The sequence below is a fragment of the Luteibacter rhizovicinus DSM 16549 genome (genome assembly GCF_001887595.1).
In the GTDB taxonomy this organism is placed as follows: Bacteria; Pseudomonadota; Gammaproteobacteria; order Xanthomonadales; family Rhodanobacteraceae; genus Luteibacter; species Luteibacter rhizovicinus.
The window spans coordinates 1,846,786-1,866,008 of the sequence record NZ_CP017480.1 but is presented as its reverse complement, the minus strand read 5'-3'; the positions used below and the strand labels follow the sequence as shown (position 1 = coordinate 1,866,008).

At 64.8% G+C, this 19,223-nt stretch carries 16 protein-coding genes; 6 read left to right on the top strand and 10 right to left on the bottom strand.

All coding sequences use genetic code 11. From position 1 onward, the window contains the following. Positions 1–5: 5 nt before the first annotated feature. On the bottom strand, positions 6–557 hold the full coding sequence (locus BJI69_RS08465; protein ID WP_052767381.1) for an energy transducer TonB: 552 nt from the start codon (positions 555–557) through the stop codon (positions 6–8). A gap of 23 nt (positions 558–580) precedes the next feature. Beyond that, the gene (locus BJI69_RS08460) at positions 581–1,867 is read right to left on the bottom strand and encodes an acetyl-CoA C-acetyltransferase (RefSeq protein WP_046969417.1); all 1,287 of its coding nucleotides are present in this window, start codon (positions 1,865–1,867) and stop codon (positions 581–583) included. Positions 1,868–2,060: 193 nt separating this feature from the next. Between BJI69_RS08460 and BJI69_RS08455 the strand changes: the two genes are divergently transcribed. Continuing rightward, positions 2,061–3,188, top strand: a complete 1,128-nt coding sequence (locus tag BJI69_RS08455; RefSeq protein ID WP_244465340.1) for a hypothetical protein — start codon at positions 2,061–2,063, stop codon at positions 3,186–3,188. Positions 3,189–3,265: 77 nt separating this feature from the next. Continuing rightward, the gene (locus BJI69_RS08450; RefSeq protein WP_046969437.1) at positions 3,266–5,755 is read left to right on the top strand and encodes a sensor domain-containing protein; all 2,490 of its coding nucleotides are present in this window, start codon (positions 3,266–3,268) and stop codon (positions 5,753–5,755) included. Positions 5,756–5,886: 131 nt separating this feature from the next. Here BJI69_RS08450 and BJI69_RS08445 read toward each other — a convergent pair whose 3' ends face one another. The 4 genes from BJI69_RS08445 to BJI69_RS08430 form a co-directional block, all read right to left on the bottom strand. Beyond that, complete coding sequence (locus BJI69_RS08445; protein ID WP_046969415.1) at positions 5,887–6,342, bottom strand: GNAT family N-acetyltransferase; 456 nt, start codon at positions 6,340–6,342, stop codon at positions 5,887–5,889. Positions 6,343–6,346: 4 nt separating this feature from the next. Then, positions 6,347–7,732, bottom strand: a complete 1,386-nt coding sequence (gene ntrC, locus BJI69_RS08440) for a nitrogen regulation protein NR(I) (protein ID WP_046969414.1) — start codon at positions 7,730–7,732, stop codon at positions 6,347–6,349. Then, positions 7,725–8,741, bottom strand: coding sequence for a nitrogen regulation protein NR(II) (gene glnL, locus BJI69_RS08435; protein ID WP_046969413.1), 1,017 nt, complete (start codon positions 8,739–8,741; stop codon positions 7,725–7,727). The genes ntrC and glnL overlap by 8 nt, the downstream gene beginning before the upstream one ends. A 625-nt stretch (positions 8,742–9,366) precedes the next feature. Beyond that, on the bottom strand, positions 9,367–10,221 hold the full coding sequence (locus BJI69_RS08430) for a PA4780 family RIO1-like protein kinase (RefSeq protein WP_046969412.1): 855 nt from the start codon (positions 10,219–10,221) through the stop codon (positions 9,367–9,369). Positions 10,222–10,451: 230 nt separating this feature from the next. On the opposite strand from BJI69_RS08430, the gene BJI69_RS08425 reads away from it, so the two are divergent. Continuing rightward, complete coding sequence (locus tag BJI69_RS08425) at positions 10,452–11,702, top strand: delta-60 repeat domain-containing protein (RefSeq protein ID WP_046969411.1); 1,251 nt, start codon at positions 10,452–10,454, stop codon at positions 11,700–11,702. Here BJI69_RS08425 and BJI69_RS08420 read toward each other — a convergent pair. Both BJI69_RS08420 and BJI69_RS08415 read right to left on the bottom strand, forming a co-directional pair. Beyond that, on the bottom strand, positions 11,696–12,142 hold the full coding sequence (locus tag BJI69_RS08420; RefSeq protein ID WP_211258546.1) for a RidA family protein: 447 nt from the start codon (positions 12,140–12,142) through the stop codon (positions 11,696–11,698). The two genes, BJI69_RS08425 and BJI69_RS08420, sit on opposite strands and share 7 nt — an antisense overlap. A 72-nt stretch (positions 12,143–12,214) precedes the next feature. Continuing rightward, positions 12,215–12,964 carry an alpha/beta fold hydrolase gene (locus BJI69_RS08415; RefSeq protein WP_052767380.1) on the bottom strand — a complete coding sequence of 250 codons (750 nt, stop codon included), beginning with the start codon at positions 12,962–12,964 and terminating at the stop codon, positions 12,215–12,217. A gap of 70 nt (positions 12,965–13,034) precedes the next feature. On the opposite strand from BJI69_RS08415, the gene BJI69_RS08410 reads away from it, so the two are divergent. Continuing rightward, on the top strand, positions 13,035–13,916 hold the full coding sequence (locus BJI69_RS08410; protein ID WP_046969409.1) for an AraC family transcriptional regulator: 882 nt from the start codon (positions 13,035–13,037) through the stop codon (positions 13,914–13,916). On the opposite strand, the gene BJI69_RS08405 is transcribed toward BJI69_RS08410, so the two are convergent. Further along, on the bottom strand, positions 13,913–14,764 hold the full coding sequence (locus BJI69_RS08405; RefSeq protein ID WP_078023105.1) for a class I SAM-dependent methyltransferase: 852 nt from the start codon (positions 14,762–14,764) through the stop codon (positions 13,913–13,915). The genes BJI69_RS08410 and BJI69_RS08405 overlap by 4 nt on opposite strands. Before the next feature lie 190 nt (positions 14,765–14,954). Here BJI69_RS08405 and BJI69_RS08400 point away from each other — a divergent pair, with 190 nt between their 5' ends. Together BJI69_RS08400 and BJI69_RS08395 are read left to right on the top strand one after the other, a co-directional pair. After that, positions 14,955–16,283 (top strand): ABC transporter permease, encoded by a 1,329-nt coding sequence (locus BJI69_RS08400; RefSeq protein WP_046969408.1) that lies wholly within the window; start codon positions 14,955–14,957, stop codon positions 16,281–16,283. Positions 16,284–16,293: 10 nt separating this feature from the next. Then, a complete protein-coding gene (locus BJI69_RS08395; protein ID WP_052767378.1) occupies positions 16,294–17,541 on the top strand; it encodes an ABC transporter permease in 1,248 nt (415 codons plus the stop codon). Between the two features lie 3 nt (positions 17,542–17,544). Here BJI69_RS08395 and BJI69_RS08390 read toward each other — a convergent pair whose 3' ends face one another. After that, positions 17,545–19,188, bottom strand: a complete 1,644-nt coding sequence (locus BJI69_RS08390; RefSeq protein WP_046969407.1) for an alpha/beta fold hydrolase — start codon at positions 19,186–19,188, stop codon at positions 17,545–17,547. Positions 19,189–19,223: the final 35 nt, after the last annotated feature.

Here is a 19,223-nt window from a genome sequence, read left to right as displayed (position 1 = left end):
CTGCCCTAGAGGCGCGTGAGTTCGAAGCGAATCGGCAGGTCGGCGGTGTAACGGGACGGACGATTATCCGCCGCCGCGAAGCGCCAGCCGCGGACGGCGTCCGTCGCGGCATGATCCAGGTCGAGATCGCCGCTACTGCGGCCGACGCTGACGTCGGTCACGTCACCGTCCTGGGTGACGGTGACATTGAGGATGACCTGACCTTCGCGTTGCGCACGTATCGCCGTCATGGGATAGCGCGGCGAGGGCATGTAGACGGGAACAAGGGGCTCGGGCTTTGACCCGCTCGCAACGCGCGGCGCGGCGACCGTACGATCGACCGACACGTGCACGCGGGGACGCCCCGCCGTTTCCGCGGCAGCCGGAGCGGTGCCCGGAGACAACGCCAGCGGATGCGCCTTGACCGGTTTCGGCAGCCGCGTCGGCATCACCACTTCGGCCAGGGGACGCGTGGCAGGCGCGCGCTCGTAGGTGAGCGCCGTGAGCCAGCTCGTCGCGGCGATGCCGATGACGAGCCCGAGAGCGCTGAGCGAGGTACTGGTGCGAAGTGCGAGCATGCGGGTGGTGTCGTAGCCGTGGATCAGGGACGTTCGAGGATCGCCGTGACGCCCATGCCGCCCGCAGTACAGATGGAAATCAGGCCGCGGCCCGAGCCCTTCTGCTCGAGCATCTTCGCCAGGGTGGCGACGATGCGCGCACCGGTCGCCGCGAAGGGATGACCCGCCGCGAGACTGGAGCCGTAGACGTTGAGCTTCGACGGATCGATCGATCCCAGCGGGCCATCGAGCCCCAGCCGGTTGCGGCAATAGTCGTCGGATTCCCATGCACGCAGCGTGCACAGCACCTGGGCCGCGAAGGCTTCGTGGATCTCGTAGAAGTCGAAATCCTGCAAGGTCAGCCCGGCCTGCTTAAGCATGCGGGGCACGGCCACGGTCGGCGCCATCAACAGGCCTTCGCCATGGACGAAGTCGACGGCGGAAATCTGCGCGTGCGTGAGGTAGGCCTGGATCGAAAGGCCACGATTGCTCGCCCACTCGTCGCTGGCCAGCAGGACGGCGGCGGCGCCATCGGACAGGCCGGTGGAGTTGCCTGCGGTGAGCGTGCCCTGGCCGGTGGTCTTGTCGAACGCCGGCTTCAGCGAGGACAGCTTCTCCAGCGTGGAATCGCCACGCAGGAAGCCGTCACGCTTGAGACCACGGAACGGCACGACCAGATCGTCGAAGAAGCCGGTCTCATAAGCGGCAGCCAGCTTCTTGTGGCTGGAGAGCGCGAGCTCATCCTGCTCGAGGCGGCCGACCTTCCATTCCTTCGCCATCAGCTCGCAATGGTCGCCCATGGACTTGCCCGTGCGGGGCTCGGCCACGCCGGGGAAGGAGGGCTTCAATTCCTTCAGGGAGAAGCCGCGCGTCGCGACGGTGAACTTCTCCTTGAGCGTCTTCGCGCGATTCAGCGCGAGCAGGCGCTTGCGCAGCTTCTGCCCGTAGACGATGGGAACGTCGCTGGTGGTGTCCGACCCGCCGGCGATACCGGCCTCGATCTGCCCGGCGGCGATCTTGTTGGCGATGACGATCGCGTTGTCGAGCGAGGTGCCGCAGGCGCGCGCCGTGGTGATGCCCGGTGTCGTCGGCGCAAGGCCGGACGAAAGCAGGGCCTCGCGGGCCAGGTTCCAGTCGGAGGAGTGGCGGATGACGGCGCCCATGGCGACCTCACCCAGCTCCGTACCGTGCAGGCCGAACTTCTCGACCAACGATCCCAGCACCTTGACCGACATACCGAAATTGCCGACATCGGCATAGGCGGTGTTGTTGCGGCAGAAGGGAATGCGGACGCCGCCGACCACACCCACGCGCTTTTGCGTCTTTTCCATGCTCTTAAAAGGACAATCCAGAATCGAATGAGGGTGCCGGGGCAAGGGCCCGTTTGCAGGCGAAGGGATCGCGGACGCCGACGATCGCCGACGAACGCGTATCGGCAAGGCTAACCCGCATCCCCTCCGGGCGAAAGCCCGAGATGCACGGATGGTAGAATCGCGTTCCTTTGCCGTTCGGAAAACCCCCGCCGTGAACGAGTCGCTGATCGCCTGCCCCGCCCTCCTGGCGCTGGAACTGGCCAAGGGCGAGATGCCCGGCCGGCTCGAGCTGACGCGTGACGAGGCACAGACCCTGGCCGGCCTGGTGGCCGACGACCTGCGCGCACTGCTCCCCGGCGTCGAAGCCTCGCGGTTTGCCCTGGTCGGTGCCCTGTTCGACGGCGTGGAGCTGCTGCGCCCCGGGTTTCCGGTCTTCGCCACCCTCGAGGAACTCGCCCGGCGCGTGCCTCGCGTGACGACCGCCGGTGGCGTGGTCGCCTTCGGCACCCATGAGGGTCACATGCCGGCGCAACCGCTCGTGCCGGATCCGCGCTATGTGGGCGGCCCCATGCGCCTGGTTCCCTGGATGCTGCTGGCCCCGGCCGAGCTCGCCGAGGAACTGACGGCAACGATGGAAGTGGAACTGGTCGGCCGCGGTGAAGCCGGTGCCGCGACGGCGGATTTTCTCATGCGGACCCTGGGCGTACGTCTCGAACACGCGCGCTACCTCAGCCGCGACGACCTCCTCGCGCTCACCTGCGTGCAGTACGAACACGTGAACCTGGCCCCCTTGTGGACCATGCTCGAGACCGCCCTGCTCACGCCGTATAAGGAAGAAACGGCGCTGGGCTCGCGTGGCCTGCCGCTGCGCTATGCCGAAGGCCGCGTGGGCATTCCCGGTATCGCCGGCTGGTTCGCCCGCGCAGGTGCGCGACGGGACAACCCGGCCCATGAGTTCGCCGGCACCATCTTCGAGCTGCGCCAGTACGCCGCCTTGCTCGCCGCGCATCACGTGCCCCTGCATCTCGAAGGCGAGCCTGCGCAGACCGCGGGTTACCTCATCGAAGCCATGGCCGACGCCGATGCCGCCCTGCCCCAGCCCATGCTTTACGCCCATGAAGCTGTCGGCCTCGGCATGGCCGCCGTGACGGTCGCCCAGCCATCACCGGGCAAGGCGCGGATCCTCGCCCATGGTTACCCGCTCGCCCCCGATGCACTTGGCCCCTTGCTCGACACGCTGGCGGAACGCTACGACACGGCCACCGAGGTTCACGCGCTCGGCAAGGTCCTGCTGGATGCCAACGGTGTGCTTTCCGCGCCAGCACCCTCCGTACACTGACCGATCTTCACGAATCCTTCGATATACGCCGCCGCAGGGACGCATTAGAGTTGGGCCATCGTGTCTTCGGCGACCGCATGCGCCTTCCCGCTCCACCCGTTAACGACTCTCCGACCGACTGGGCGGCCTACTTGCTGGAGCGAGCGCCGGCGATGATGGCCTACGTCGACACCTCGTTGCGCTATCGCTTCGCCAGTCCCGCGTATGCCGCCTGGATGGGCATCGAGCAAGACGGACTCGTCGGGCGCCGTCTCGATGAAGTCATCGCGCCTGCGGTGTACGCCCGCATCGAACCCGGTGTGACCGCCGCGCTTGCCGGCGATCCCGTTATCGCCGATCGCGAAATACGCCGGGACGACGGCAAGTGCTATGCCCAGGCCACGTTCACCCCGGACATCGATGACGACGGCGCGATTCGGGGTGTTTCCATCCTTCTCGCCGACATCTCCGGCCGGCATGTCCTCGAAGCGCGCCTGAAGGAAAGCGAACGGCGCTTCTCGCAGGCCTTCCGCCATGCGGCGATCGGCATGGCCCTCGTACTACCCAACGGCCGCTGGCTGCAGGTGAACGAAGCGCTCTGCACCATGCTCGGCTACACCGATCAGGAATTGCTCACCGCTGCCTACCAGGACATCACGCACCCGGACGACCTTGCGACCGATCTCGCGCTCGTGCAGAAGATACTTCAGGGCGAACGCGCCTCGTATCACCTGGAGAAGCGCTACATCCGTCGCGACGGGCGATTGGTGCATGCACTGCTCACCGTGTCCCTGGTTCGCGACGAAAGTGGCGAACCGCTGTACTTCATCTCGCAGGTCGTGGACATCAGCGAGCGCAAGGCTTTCGAGGACGCGCTGTTCCGCGAGCGCGAACTGGCCGAGGTCACCCTCAAATCGATCGGCGACGCCGTGATCACCACGGACCCGTACCTGATCGTCACCTCGCTCAACCCCATCGCCGAAGCGATGACCGGCTGGACCAGCCACGAAGCCGTGGGCCGACCCATGGACGACATCTTTCAGCTGCGCGACCCACTCACGCGCCGGCCGATCGCGAACCCGCTGCTCACCGCGGTGACCAAGAACACCATCATCGGCCTGACCACCGATGCCATCCTCGTGCACCGCAACGGCTTCGACAGCCCGATCGAGGATTCCGCGGCGCCCATCCACGATCACGCCGGCAATGTCGTCGGCGGCGTCGTGGTGTTTCACGACGTGAGCGAGACCCGTGCGCTCGCGCTGAAGATGGCGCATCTTGCGCACCACGATACGCTCACCGGACTGCCCAACCGCGCGCTGTTGCAATCGCGCATGGAGTTCGCCGTGACCGTCGCGGCGCGGCGTAACCAGCGTGCAGCCCTGCTCTTCGTCGACATCGACCATTTCAAGCAGATCAACGATTCCATGGGCCATGCGGCAGGCGATGCCTTGCTGCAGGAAGTAGCGCGACGTATCCGCGCCGCCGTGCGTCCCGACGACACCGTCAGCCGCCTGGGTGGCGACGAATTCGTCGCCCTGCTGCCCCATGTGGACGGCGCCTCCGATGCGGCCACCGTCGCCGAACGCGTGCTCGAAGCCTGCAGCGAAGCCGTGGGCGTGGATGCCTCGGCGCTCGCGATCAGTTTCAGTATCGGCATCAGCGTGTATCCGGACGACGCCTTCGATGCGGAGTCGCTGCTGCGCAACGCCGACACCGCCATGTACGAAGCGAAGATGCAGGGCCGCAACGGCTATCGCTTCTTCAATGCGAGCATGAACGAACGGAACAGCGCGCGTGTCCGCATCGAAGTCGAACTACGCAAGGCGCTTGCCCGCAACGAACTCAGCCTGCACTACCAACCCAAGGTCGACGTGAACCTGGGCACCGTGGTCGGGGCCGAGGCCCTGCTGCGCTGGCAGGTGGATGGCGAGGACGTCTACACGCCGGAGCAGTTCATCCCCGTGGCCGAGGATTGCGGCCTCATCGTGCCGATCGGCGAATGGGCCTTGCGCGAAGCCTGTCGCCAGGCGGAAATCTGGGCACGTCTCTACCGGCCCCTGTCCGTCTCGGTGAATGTGTCCGCCCTGCAGTTCCAGCACACGCGATTCTTCGAGTCGCTGCGTGTCGTGCTTGCCGAGACCAGCCTGCACCCTACCCTGCTCGAGCTGGAGCTCACCGAGCGCACGGTGATGGAAGGCGGCGACCACATCGCCGACCTGCTGCACCGGATCAAGTCGCTCGGCGTATCACTCAGCCTGGACGACTTCGGCACCGGCTATTGCAGCCTGTCGTACCTGAAGCACTTCCCCATCGACACCTTGAAGATCGATCGCACCTTCATTCGCGATGTCGCCTGGGACAACGACAGTGCCGCCATCGTCAGCGCCATCATCGCGATGGGCGCCGGCATGAACAAGCAGGTGCTCGCCGAAGGCGTGGAAAGCATCGAGCAAGCCAACTTCCTCAGCTCCGCCGGCTGCCCGCAGATGCAGGGCTTCCTGTTCGGCAAGGCCGTGCCCGCTCGCGAGTTCGAAGAACGCATCGCCGCCGTCGACACCGGCGACCCGCGCGTCCCGCAGATCTGACCGCGGCCTCCAGCTCTGACCGCGGCCCCTTGTAGGAGCCGATTCATCGGCGATCCCGCGGCAGCGGGCAAGGTTTTCGCTAGCACCCTATCGCCGATGAATCGGCTCCTACAAGAGCAGGGTGTCGCGAATCAGGCTTCCAGCATCGCCTCATACATGTAGTAGTGGCACCGCTCCATACCAAGCCCCGCATACGTCGCCTGCGCCCGCTCGTTCTCCGTCTCGACATACAAACGCACGCCCACAGCGCCAGCGCCACCGGCCATGGCTTTGACATGCGCATAGAGCCCGCGAAAAACACCCGCCCGCCGCGCCTCTAGCGCCACGTAAACACTCTGCACCCACCAAAAATCGCCGCAACGCCAGTCGCTCCACTCATACGTAACCAGCAGGCAGCCGACCGCGACGCCATCGAGTTCCGCGATCAAATAGAACCCGCGTCGCGGTTCGTCGAAGACAGCGCGCACACCACGACCGATCGTCGCCGGATCGAGCGCCTTGCTCTCCGTCTCCCAAGCCATGGCGATATTCCAGCCGGCGATCGCGTCGGCGTCGTCGATGCCTGCGCGGCGTATGTAGAGACTCATGCGTTTATCCGTTCGAAGGGCGTCGCTTACGCGAGGCGCCGAGTTTGCGTGTGAGGGTATTGCGACCGACGCCCAGGGCAGCCGCAGCGTGCTGCCGGTGTCCATCGTTGGCGATGAGTGCCGCCTGCAACAAGGTCTTGTCCAGCGCATCGCGGGCGCGCGCATGCACATCGACCTCGCCCTGGGCCAGAGCGTCCTGAGCCCAGATGCGCAAAGCGTCGGTCCATTCACTGCTGCGCGTTTCCCGCGCAGGCAAGACACCCAGGTCACCGGCGAGAATTTCCGAACCGGGCGCGATCACGGCGAGGCGACGGCACAGGTTCTCGAGCTCGCGCACATTGCCGGGATAATCGCGCTGCTCGACCAGCTTCATCGCACCGCGCGAGAATCGCTTCGGTGGCAGTTTCAGTTCCGCAGCGGCCTGCGCGAGGAAGTGTCGCGCCAGTACCGGGATGTCACCACGACGTTGGCGCAGCGATGGAAGAGCGATACGCACGACATCCAGGCGATGCTTCAGGTCGGCACGGAAGAGCCCTGCCGCGACGCGCGCATCCAGATCCTGGTGTGTTGCCGCGATAATGCGCACATTACCGCGCATCAGCTCACGACCACCGACGCGATAGAACTCGCCACCGGCAAGCACACGCAACAGACGTGTCTGCAAGGCAATCGGCATGTCGCCGATTTCGTCGAGAAAAAGCGTGCCGCCTTCCGCCTGTTCGAAGCGACCGGCGTGGCGTCGCTGCGCGCCCGTGAAGGCGCCCGCCTCGTGACCGAACAGTTCGCTTTCGAGCAGTTCGGCGGGAATCGCGGCCGTGTTCAAGGCGACATACGGCTTGCCGCTGCGCGCGCTTTCTTCATGCAGCGCGCGTGCGACCAGCTCCTTACCCGTGCCTGTCTCGCCGGTAATCAGGACATTGAGGTCACTCGCCGACACGCGGCCGATCAAGCGGAACACCTCACGCATCGCGGGGCTTTCGCCAAGCAGCGAATGCGCATCCACACGACCGGCAGGCACGATCACTTCTTCGTGCGCCGCGGCGAGCGTGCGCTCCACTGCCTCCACGGCCATGTCGAGATCGAACGGTTTAGCCAGATAGTCGGCAGCGCCTGCGCGATACGCCGCCGCTGTGGTGGCGACGTCGGTATAGGCGCTCATGACGATCACCGGGCCGATATTGCGCCGGGTGAGGTCTTCGAGCAGACGCAGGCCGTCTTCGCCCGGCATGCGCACATCGGTCACCAGCAGGCCCGGCCGGCCTTCGGCCAGCGCAGCACGCACGGCGTCACCCGCGCTGAATTCGCGCACCGTATGCCCCGCGTCACGCAGGGCTTCGGCGAGCACGAAGCGCACGCCGCGATCGTCGTCGGCGATCCAGATCTCACTCATGGTGCCGCTCCATCGGAAGGTACAGGGAGAACACCGTTTCACCGGGGCGACTGGTAAAGCGCAGGTCACCGCCGTGCTCGAGCGCGATCTCCCGCGATAGCGCCAGGCCGAGGCCCGTGCCATCGGGACGGCCCGACACCAGCGGCTGGAAAAGCGAATCACGAAGCTCGTCGGGCACACCCGGGCCGTCATCGATCACGTCGATGCGAAGGGCGGCACGCACGGTGCGCTCGCCCAGGCGCGCGCCGTGCTCGACACGAGTGCGCAGCGTGATCGTCGTCGCGCTGGCTTCGCTGGCGTTGCGGGTGAGATTGAGGAGTACCTGGAGCAGGCGATCGGTGTCGCCGACGCTGTCCGGCAGGCTGGGGTCGTAGTCGTGGCGGACGCGCAAGGCGTCGGCTTCGGCACCGACCAGGCCTTCGAGGCGTTCCAGCAGCTCATGGACGTTGACCGGACCCAAGCGGGCGGCGCCGCGATGGCGCAGAAGGCCGTCTGCGAGTGCGGCCAGACGATCGGCCTCTGCGATCACCATGCCGGCGAGCTGGCGGAGATCGTTGTCGCCTACGCGGCGTTCGAGGAGCTGGGCCGCGCCGCGCAGGCCGGCCAGCGGGTTCTTTACTTCGTGGGCGAAGCCGCGGAGCGTGGCCGAGAGGGGCGTACCTGCGGCGGCGCTGAGTTCGGGCGCCAGCGGGTGTACCTCGACCAGGAGCCGGCCGTCGTCCAGGGGCTGCATGGAGAGGTCCGCGGTGATCTCGCGGCCTCGTGCCACGCCGAAAACGACGCCGCGGAGGTTGAAGGGGCGGCGCTCGAGAAGACAGCGCTCCAACTGCGCGGCCAGTGAGGCCTCCCTCATCAGGGCGTGCAGGGGCTGGCCGACGGCCGTGCGGGGGCCGACGTCGAGTACCTCGCCCAGGGCGGGGTTGAGCCAGTTGACGCGTAGGTCGGCATCGACGACGGCTAGGCCGGTACCGAGGAGGGTTAAAAGGTCAGCCTGATCTGGTGCGTGCATTGCACCAATGTAGGGAGGTTGGGTGGGGGCCGCAACCGGACAGATTCTGAGAGGGAGGGGCGTGGACGGATTCTCATAATCGCGCCGCCGGTAGCAGATAGGAGAATCGCTCAGTGAGCTTGCACCGCACCTGGCAGACAACCGAGATGCGGCTGCGCGGGAAAGTTGGCTCGCTGCTGCCCCAGACTTCGGTTCCTGCGACGAGTTAGGCGAACTCGGCCAGGAACATTTCTATCTCGCGCTTTCCGAGCATCTTCCAGAGGGCGTGCAACTCGGCAAGGATGGGCGCGAGCAGCTGAGGGCGAAGCTCCCCTATCTCATCCTTGACGAGCCGGCAACACCGCTGGTGACGCCGGTGCACGTGACCGCCGAGCGGTTTGGCCGGGTCGACAGGATCTATGTGTCCACCCAGGCCATCACCTCCGTCTTCCAGGCTCGGATGAATCGCGCACGCCCGTGCGGAAGGTCGTGTCACTCCAGACCGGCCACCTGCCCTTCCTGGCGGATATCGAGGCCATGTCGCAGGCGATCGAGAACGCTGCGATCTGAAGGGGCGTCGCGGATGTCCCGGTATCGAGCTTCGATATCGGCATATCGCCGTGGACAATCGGCCGTTGCCGCGATCCTAGTCCTCTTCCGCCGCCTCACGCCCCTGCTGACGAATCAACGCCTCTTCCCGAGCATCATTAATCGACTGCCGAATGCTATCGAGGTCGACCTCAGACTCATCCGGCTCGAAATGCCCCGTCAGTTCCGTATCGGCACGCAGTTCACCGGCCTGGAACAGCGCCCACATCTCCTCGCCATACCACGTGTCCAGCAACTCAGGTGCCGAACGCCCAAGGTAAGCAGTGAGGTTGTTAACGTCACGCAGCAGCATAGTGCGCGCCGCATTGTTGCCCGCCGCGCTGACCACCTGCGGAAAATCGATCACCACCGGGCCATCCGGCCCGATGAGGACGTTGTAGGCGGAAAGATCGCCATGAATCAGACCGGCGCACAGCATCAGCACGACCTGCCGCACCAGGATCGCGTGGTATGCCCGAGCGTCTTCGGCGCTGACATCGACCTCGCCCAGGCGGGGTGCGGAGAGGCCGTCGGCGTCCGTGACCAGCTCCATCACCAGCACACCATGGAAGTAGCCGAACGGCTCAGGCACGCGGACGCCGGCGTCGCGCAGCAGATAGAGCGCGTCGACCTCGGCGTTCTTCCAGGCGACTTCCTGCTGCTTGCGGCCGTACTTGCTGCCCTTGCCGATCGCACGGGCCTCGCGACTGCTGCCGACCTTGCGGCCTTCCTGATACTGCACGCGCTGCTGGAAGCTACGGTGCGCCATGTCCTTGTAGACCTTGGCGCAGCGGACATCGCCGCCGCTACGGACGACGTAGACAGCCGCCTCCTTGCCGCTTTTCAGGGGTCGGAGCACGTCATCGATGATGCCGTCGTCGATCAACGGCTGCAGGCCTTGGGGGGTCTTCAAGATAGTCAGTGGGTCAGTGGCGTGGCGAGGACCGCCATCGACCGATAATTTTCACATTTTCCGGCACATAGCGCCAACTTCGGCCCCAAGCGACGTGAAGAACCGGGACCACGGGCCTCTTCGGACACTCAGGATCCCACTTTCGGCGTAAGGGTTCCCCGACAGACAGCCGGCGGCTTATCTGGCGATGATGCTGGCCATCTGACCACGCTCAACAGGGAGAAGACGTAGTGATCAGCAACACGATGAAGATATCGTTTGGCATGGCCATCGGCGCCATCGGCGCCTTTGCGGCACCCGCCCAGGCCGCATCGCTGGACCCCACGTTCGGCTCGGCAGGCATCGCGACCGCTGCCTTCGGCAGTTATGGTGCCGCCGCTCGGGTGGCGATCCAACCCGACGGACGGATTGTCACCGTTGGCCAGGACTCCCTCGGTGACTTTGTCATGGCACGCCATACAACGAGTGGCGCGCTGGATACGAGCTTCAATGGCACGGGCACGGTCGTTACCTCACCGCCTGGCAGCTGCCCGGGACAGGCGCGGGCGCTCGCCCTGCAGGACGATGGGAAGATCGTCGTTGCAGGCACCTCGTGCCCGAACTTCACCTCCACCCGCAACTTCACCCTTTATCGCTACAACACGGACGGTTCGCTGGACGGCACCTTTGGCAGCGCGGGCAAGGCGACCGTCAGTTTCTCCGCGGGAATCTCGGAGGCCTTCGCCGTGGCCGTCAAGGGTGACTCGATCTGGGTGGCGGGCTACGCAGGCTCTGACTTTGCGCTCGCGCGTCTTACCAGCGGCGGGACGTTGGACTTCAGCTTCGGAAGCGGCACGGGTAAAGTCACCACGGCGATCGGTACCAGCTCTTCCACCGCCGTCGGCATTGTCATTCAGGCTGACGGCAAACCCGTGCTAGCCGGGTCTGCGACGAACTCTGGCTACGTGTTCGCGTTGACGCGGTACTCCACGAATGGCGCGCTGGACACCACGTTCGGTGCCGGCGGTAAAGTCCTGACCAGCGTGGGTGCCGGCGCGGCCGACCACGTCTCGGCGTTGGCAATTCAAGGCGATGGCAAGATCGTCGCCGCCGGCTACGGCGCCAGCACGAACAACGGTTACTACCGTTTTGCGGCCGTTCGCTACACAAGTACCGGCGCACTGGATAGCAGCTTTGGATCCGGTACCGGCAAGGTCCTTACGGCCATCGGTAGCGGTGACGCGATCGGCAGGGATGTCGCTATCGACGCCAACGGAGGAATCATCGTCGGCGGCTACTCCACGGCAGGTAGCTACCGTCAGTTCACCTTGAATCGCTACGACTCGTTCGGCAATCAGGACTACAGCTTCGGACCGGTGATCACGCCCGTCGGCAGCGCAAACGCTGGTGCCCAAGGGCTCGCCATACAAAGCGATGGCAAGATTATCCTCGCAGGCTATGGCAATTCGCCGACGACCTTCGTTCTTGCGCGCTATCAATAATGCCGTTCGAAAATGCTGTCGATCTCGACAGGTATCCCCATCGGCAGGGACGACACGCCGATGGCACTCCGCGCGGGGAGCAGTTCGGCCCCGAAGAGGTCGCGAAGCAGGCCACTCGCCCCATCGGCGACCTTGGGGTGGGCGGTGAACGAGGCTTCGGACCGCACATACACCGTCAGGCGAAGACAGCGCTTGATGCTATCCAGGCCATAGCTCTTCTCGAGACTGGCAAGGATCAGCAACATCGTCATTCTCGCGGCGTCCTGTGCGTCGCTCAGGCTCATGTCGCCACCGACGAGGCCCGTCACGGGCTCGCCATCCTTGATCGGTCCAAGGCCCGAAACGAATACCTGGTTACCGGACGCGGTGACCACGTTGTACGAGCCAAGGGCAGGTAGTGGCGGGGGGAGTACAAACCCCAGCTGTTTGAGTCGATCCATGCAGCGCATAAACAGATGTCTCCTGAGGTTCCAGCACCGCGACATCGTATGCCGTAGTGCTGGAACCGATCGTTACTTGGCAGCCTGCTCGATCAACGCAGCGACCTCGGCCGGATGCGATACCGGCGAGGCATGGCTGGACGGAATCGTCACCGTCGTCGCCTTCATGCGCTGTGCGAAGAGTGTCTCCGCCTGGGGCGGAATCATCATGTCGTTGCCGGAGATCGCATAGTAGGTCGGCTTGCTGTGCCATGCAGCGATCGAGGCCGGCGTGCCGAAGGCCGTCGCGCTGATCGGCATCTGTGCCTTGGCCAGAGCCGCCCCTTCGGCCGCGGGCACGTCGCCGACGAAGACACGCGGGAACGCAGCAGGATCGATGGAAAGAAAGCCCTTCGCGTCCGGATGCACTTCCTTCTGCCCTTCCGTCGGCGGGCCGTTGCTGGAGAGCGTCTGCACACTCTCGCCCTTGTCGGGAGCAAACGCGGCGATGTAGACCAGCGCCTTCACCTTCGGATTGTCGCCGGCTTCGCCAATCACCACGCCGCCCCATGAGTGGCCCACCAGGACCGTCGGGCCCTTCTGCGATTCCAGCACCTCACGGGTCGCGGCCACATCGGCTTCCAGCGACGTCATCGGGATAGCCACCTCGCTGACCGTGAAACCCTTCTTGCGAAGGATCACGGCGACCTTGTCCCAGCTTGAAGGACCGGCGAACGCGCCATGCACCAGCACGACGTTCTTGGCCGTGGCAGCGCTCGCTGCCACGGGAGCGGCCAGGGCCAAGGCGACGGCAAGGGCCGCCGCCGAGTAAAAGAGTTTCATCAAGAGATCCTGTTTGGCGTGATAGTTTTTGCGCGCCGCACAGATATACCTTCCGACGAGAAAGCGAACCATGACAGGGCATCCGAAAGACTTGACGATTCATCCGGACGACGAGGCAGGCACCTCGCCGTCGGCGGATCTGCTTTCACACGTGCTCGCCCAACTTCGCCTCACCGGAGACAAGGTCACGTCGAAGTTCCTGCCGACAGGCCACGTCGTCCAGCTCGACCCGGCGATGGCGCACGTCATCGTGATCAAGGAAGGAGCACTCGCGGTCCATGCCGAGGGTCAGGCGACCATGCAGGTGCGCGCAAACGAGCTTCTCCTGCTGCCTCACGGGCCCGGGGGCGTACGTCTCGTGACGATGGCAACGCCAGCGACCATCATCGACTGCAGCTTCTGGTTCGATCCCGACAGTCGCCATGGCACGGCGCTGGCGCTACCGCCCCGGATCCATGTCCGCGAGGAGGACTGCGGCGCGTGGCTCAAGCCCATCGTTGGCTTCATGCTGGCGGAGGCGGCCGACCATCAGGCGGGCGCCGCTTTGATGGTTTCCCGGCTGATCGACCTGGTGGTGATACGCACACTTCGCAGCTGGGTCCATCAGGGCAACACGACCGGCTGGCTCGGCGGACTGATCGATGCGCGCATCGCCCGTGCGATCAAGGCGATCCACGAGCATCCCCGCGAGCGCTGGAGCATCGACGCCCTGGCTGGCGTCGCGGGCATGTCGCGATCGAGCTTCTACGAGCGCTTCACCGCGCTGGTCGGCCAGTCGCCGCAACGCTACTCGAACGAGTGGCGCCTGGCGCTCGCCCGGGAGCTCTTAAGCAAGAGTGGCGCACGGGTGGGCCAGGTGGGGCTGAGCGTCGGTTACCGATCCGAAGCCGCGTTCAGTCGCGCATACAAAGCACTCTATGGCCATTCGCCGCGCGAATCGGCCCGGCGCTAGGGCGTTTCCACCGCACCGACGGCCAGCGTGAAGCTCTGCAGGAAATGGAAATCCGGGCGGCGAAGCGCGAACTCGGGATGCTCGGGGTCGCACAGTCGCGCAAGGGCGTCGAAATCCTCGCTCGACAGATACGGTCGCAGTCTTTCGCCCCACGTGTTCTGGAAGATCGTCTCCAGAAGGTAGCTCTCGTCCGCGGGGCGCAGCGGCCAGGTCCGTTCGATCATGACCGTACGCACGGTGATGTCGCGTAGCCCGGACCGTTGCATCAACCCGACGAGGGATCGAACACCCGTCATGTCGCGCTCACTGACCTGATAACGAACGCGGTAGTACTGGCGAACCGCGTCGTTCACCAACCTCTCGAGCCTGGCGTCCCACGCAAAATACATGTCCGGCAACAGCGAGCTTTGCCCCACCGCCATGCGCCCGCCGGGACGAAGCAGGCGTGCGAGGACTTTCAAGCCAGCGACGGGGTCGTTGAAGTGGTTGACGGTATTGACCGACCAGATGAGATCCAGGGTCTCGCCCGCCAAGGGAGGCGAGAGCAGATCCGCCTGTATCACGAGGGCTTCGGCGGGTGCGACCGCGCGGGCGACTACCGTATGCGCTGCCGAAAGATCGATACCCATGACCATCCCTTCGTCGCCGACGCCGGCACGCAGCCAGTCGAGCGCATCTCCCGCGCCACACCCTGCGTCGAGCACGCGCATGCCCCTCTGCAACGGCAGGCTAGCGATCGACTGGCGGAGTTCCGGCTCGGCGAACGCATTGAACTGGCTCAACTTGCGTGAGTAGTTCCGTGCTGCCGTGTCACCGAGAACCCCGGATGATTCGGAGGGTCGAGTCATGACACCGGGGTCCAGGAAGGGATGCTACGCATTCCGACTCGCGACCACATGAAGCCCCCTGCGGCCATCCCTTGGTGTGCCGCGATTGTAGGGTGAACTCACACCACGGAGCCATAGGCACTCAGCCGGTTGAAATAGGGCAGGAGTCCTGTGCAACATGCGCGCTGGGAACCCAGGGAAGGCACTGTCTATGTGGGCACACTACGTCGCACTCGCGTTGCGCAGTAGCAGGCGAAGCAAGGCACTGACGGCACTCGTTGTCGCCTTACTGGCCTTTGGTGTTTCGGCCTGCATGGTCTCGTATGCGGTATTCCGCGCGACCACCAGCGACCCGCTTCCCGCCCGGTCTTCGCGACTGTATGCGCCACAGATCGACAACGCCGGGCCGGCGCACACGTTTCAGGGCCAGCCACCCGAGATGCTGAGCTATACCGATGCGGTGGCGCTCTGGCAGGCGGGCAAGGCAAAACGGCAAGCCCTGGTCTATCCGACCAAGTGGGGCGTCGAGTCCAACGATCCGTCGATCCCCGCCCTGTCGATGACCGGCGATGCCGTCACCGCCGACTTTTTCCCGATGTTCGACGTGCCGTTCCGGTTTGGTAGCGGCTGGGCGCCGCACGACGACACCGGCCACGCCTCCGTCGTTGTGATCAGTGGGGCCTTGAACGAGAAACTGTTCAGTGGTCGGAACAGCGTCGGTCAGGTGCTTCGCCTCGACGGGAAGGCCTTCCAGGTGGCCGGCGTCCTCGACGACTGGAATCCCAAACCGCGCTTCTTCGACACCGCCGTTGTTGGAGCTGCGGGCGCGTTCGACGATGTGGGCGATGTCTATATTCCGTTCACTCGCGCGACCGATATGAAGAAGGACAGCAAGTACTCCAACTGCCCGGTGGATTCCGGCGCCGTGGATACAGCGAACTGGGACGCGTACCTTCACGGCGAATGCGAGCGTATCGCCGCCTGGGTCGAGCTGCCGACGGCCGCGGATGTCGTGAGCTACCGCGAGTACCTGCGCCATTACGCTGAAGAGCAGCAGCGTCTCGGCAGGTTTGCCTGGCCACCGAATGTCGATCTGCATGACTTGGTGGACTGGATGGCCTATCTGCGCATCACACCCAAGGCATCGTCCTTGTCCATGCTGGTGTCTGCCAGCTTCCTGCTTATCGTGCTGGTGAATGTCGTCGGTCTCATGCTCGCCCGGTTCATGCGGCGGGCGCCCGAGATCGGCATCCGACGCGCGCTGGGCGCATCGCGCGCGTCCGTGTACCGCCAGTTTCTCATCGAGGGAGCCAGCGTGGGCTTCGTCGGCGGCCTCGCCGGCGTGGCGCTGACCTTGCTGGGACTCTGGGGCATCGGAGGACTCTTCGAGCCGAATATCGCGCGACTGGTAAGCGTCGATGCATCGCTCGTCGGATTGACCGTGCTCCTGTCGGTCGCGGCCACGGTAGTTTCCGCGCTGTACCCGACCTGGCGGGCGGCGCAGACCGAGCCCGCCTGGCAGATCAAGATCAATCCGTGAGGACGCTGACATGGCACTGACCCGCGCACTCATGCAACTGCGCCCGATTCTTTCGGCGCTGACCCGGCATAAGGTCTCCACCGTGCTCATCGTGCTGCAGGTGGCACTGACGCTGGCCGTCGCGTCGAATGCATTCTTCATCGTAGCGACCCGCGTCGTCCACATTTCCCGGCCGTCCGGAACGGATGAGTCGCACCTCTTCGCGATTCGTAGCGGGTGGAAGAGCGGGCTGACCGCGACACAGATCGATGCCAACATCCGCGCGGACCTGGACGCGTTGCGTCATGTCTCGGGCGTGCGTGACGTGTTCTCGAGCCAGGCCTACCCACTGGAGAACTATGGCGTCCGCCTGGCGGGTCTGAAGCTCCAGGCGGATCAGACCACTCGCCCGCCGCTGGGCATCGTCTACCTCGCCGATGACCACGCCATCCCTACCCTGGGTGTCGTATTGGAAGAGGGGCGTAATTTCCATCCCGATGAGATCACCACGATCCATCCTGATGGCGCGATGGCTGCCCCGGGCGTCATCATCACGCGAAGCCTCGCAGGCAAGCTCTTTCCGGACAGCTCGGCTCTCGGCAAGACGGTTTATCTCCCGGGTGGGCCGACGACGATTATTGGCATCCTTGCCAGCCTCCAGTCGCCTCTCACCACGACACACACCCTGGACGACGACAGCCTGCTGATCCCGGCCCGCTCGAGCGATCCGGAGAGCGTGGTTTATCTGGTGCGTACCCAATCGACCGCCATGGCACCCGTGATCGCCGCCGCGTTGAAGTCGCTCGAACCGCGTGGTGGCATGCGCATCGTCGACCCGAAGCAGGGTGTCGTTACCCTTGCCGAGGCACGCCAGCACGCCTATGCGACGGACCGCAGCGTCGCGACGTTGTTGAGTGTCGTCTGCGGATTGCTGTTGCTGGCTACAGCAGGCGGCATCGTGGGACTGAGCAGCTTCTGGGTCAGCCAGCGGCGCATGCAGATCGGGATTCGCCGCTCTCTCGGTGCTACCGCCGGTGACATCCTGCGCTACTTCCACGCCGAGAACTTCGTGATCGTCAGCGCGGGTGTGATCCTCGGCATCGCTCTCGCGGTACTTGCGAATGTCGAGCTGATGAAGGTCTACCCACTTCAGCTCATGCCGTTCTACGTGCCGCTGCTCGGCGCCCTCGTGCTGTGGGTGCTTGGCCAGCTGGCGGTATGGGGGCCGGCTTCCTATGCAGCCAAAGTGCCCCCCGTGGTCGCGATCCGTTCGGTCTGACGCTCAGGGAACCAACAACCAGCTCACCTGCTGGACCGGTGGCGGTCGCGGCAACCACGCACCCGATGCCGGGTAACCGTATTCATACGTCACGGTGTCCTGCATGGCGAACGAGTGCATCGGCTGGGCCTGGCAGACCACATCCCTGACCGGCATGACACCGGCGTTCAGATAAGCAAACTCCGTGCTGCGGGTGCAGGCGTTGTCGTCATACATGACGCCGTGCGTCGTCGCGTTGTTGACCAGCACCATCCGCGAGGCATTACCGCTATCCAGGCGATCCTTCAGCGCTTCCGAGTACGGCGTGGACGGGTCGAATTCGTCCTGCAACATCAAGGCATGCACCGTCGTGCGCGCTTCCAGCACGCGATCGAGCACAGGCTGCCACGGCCAGTTCTCGCAGTTGTCGATCAAGGTGGATGCACCGATGGCCCAATAGGTACGTACGTCCGCGATCTTCTGGTTGATGCTGCGCGGATCGGTGGAGCCGGAGTCGTTGCACTGCAGGGCGAACTGCATCGGGTTGAAACTGGGCAGCACGCGCAGGTCGGCATAGGTGGCCGCCGCCATCTGCTCGGCGGCTGCGATGTGCGCCGGATCGCCATCCAGTGCCTGTGACATCGCGCCCAGCGACGGCGAGACCAGCAGATCCCAGAACACCCACATGCCCGTGCCGTCCAACGCACCCAGTGCCTGGTCCGGCGTGACGCTGCCCATGCGGTGCTGCGAGGTCGCCTGGTAAATCTGCTGGAACGTCGTCAACACGTTCTGCGGCGTCGTACCCATGTGGAACTGGTCGTCGTGGCGTGAGATGAACGGGATGAAGGCCTGCTGGATGTTCAGCTGGTCCATCGCGATGCGCTTCAACGATTGCCGTTCCCAGTCCAGGTGCACCCAGTTCATGTTGCTGTCGAGCACGACGCGATCGAAGGTGTCGGGGAACATGCGGTCCGCATACGCCATCAGGCTGCTCCCGCTCGAGATACCCATCAGGTCGGCACGACGAAAGCCCAACACGGCCCGCACGAGGTTCAGGTCGCGAACGTGGTTGGGTGTGCTGATACCTTTCAGGAAGGCGGCATGTTGCTGCAGGCAGGTACGCATCGACCGGTTCCACCAGGTCTGCTGCGCCCGCAAGCTGGCCGCGGTCGGGTTGCGGCTGTCGCCGTCCATGAAATTCTCGGCACCAGTGCGCGACGCGTAGTCACAGCTCACCTGGGTACCGGTACCGTCGGTAATGCCACGCAGATCGACGCCGACCACCAGGTGATCGACCATGACCTGGGGCTGCAACTGCTCCAGCATCTCCGCCTGCGAAGCGCTGGAGTTATCCGGGCCACCGGCGTTCACCAACAGCAGGCGGGTATACGGCTGCGGGTTGAGCGGCCTGGAAATTCCGATGGTGATATCGCCCTGGCGGGGGTCTGCCCAGTCGACGGGTACCGTGATCAAGGCGCACTGGATGGTGCTGCCATCGGTGAACAGCGAGGGTGGGCAACCGCCCCAGTTGACCTGCTGGTGGTAGTACCTGGCGTAGGCCGGATCACTGCTGTGATCGTCGATACCATGGGCGCTCGCCAGTCCCGGACACGCCATGCAACCGATCAGCGCCAACAGCCTGGGCGCGGTCAACAAAAAGCGCTTCATTTTGATGCATCCTTGGTCAGTTCAGCCTGCGTAGA